We start from the raw sequence: 229 nt of genomic DNA on the forward strand, positions 1-229 counted from the left end.
CGGTCAATGGCGGCTTTGGCGCCGGCATGAACAGCGGATTTCAGGCACGGCAGTCGGATGGGGCCGTGCCGGATTGCCACTCCCTTCTGAACTCCGGCGCCTTTCCCGAAACCGATTGCATTCGCACCCTGCGGGACTTCTTGCAGGACCCCCCGGGTGCCGGACTGGCCGGATCCTATGTGCATGGCGAAGACGACCAGCCGCATTGCACCCTGTTCCGCTTTCCCAC

General features: G+C 64.2%; 1 pseudogene. It reads left to right on the top strand.

The annotated features are described in order from the left end of the window. Window positions 1-229, top strand: a pseudogene (locus R0J92_RS27510) (glycosyltransferase family 2 protein); the annotation flags it as partial.

It is taken from the genome of Tritonibacter sp. SIMBA_163, assembly GCF_046535935.1.
GTDB lineage: Bacteria > Pseudomonadota > Alphaproteobacteria > Rhodobacterales > Rhodobacteraceae > Epibacterium > Epibacterium scottomollicae.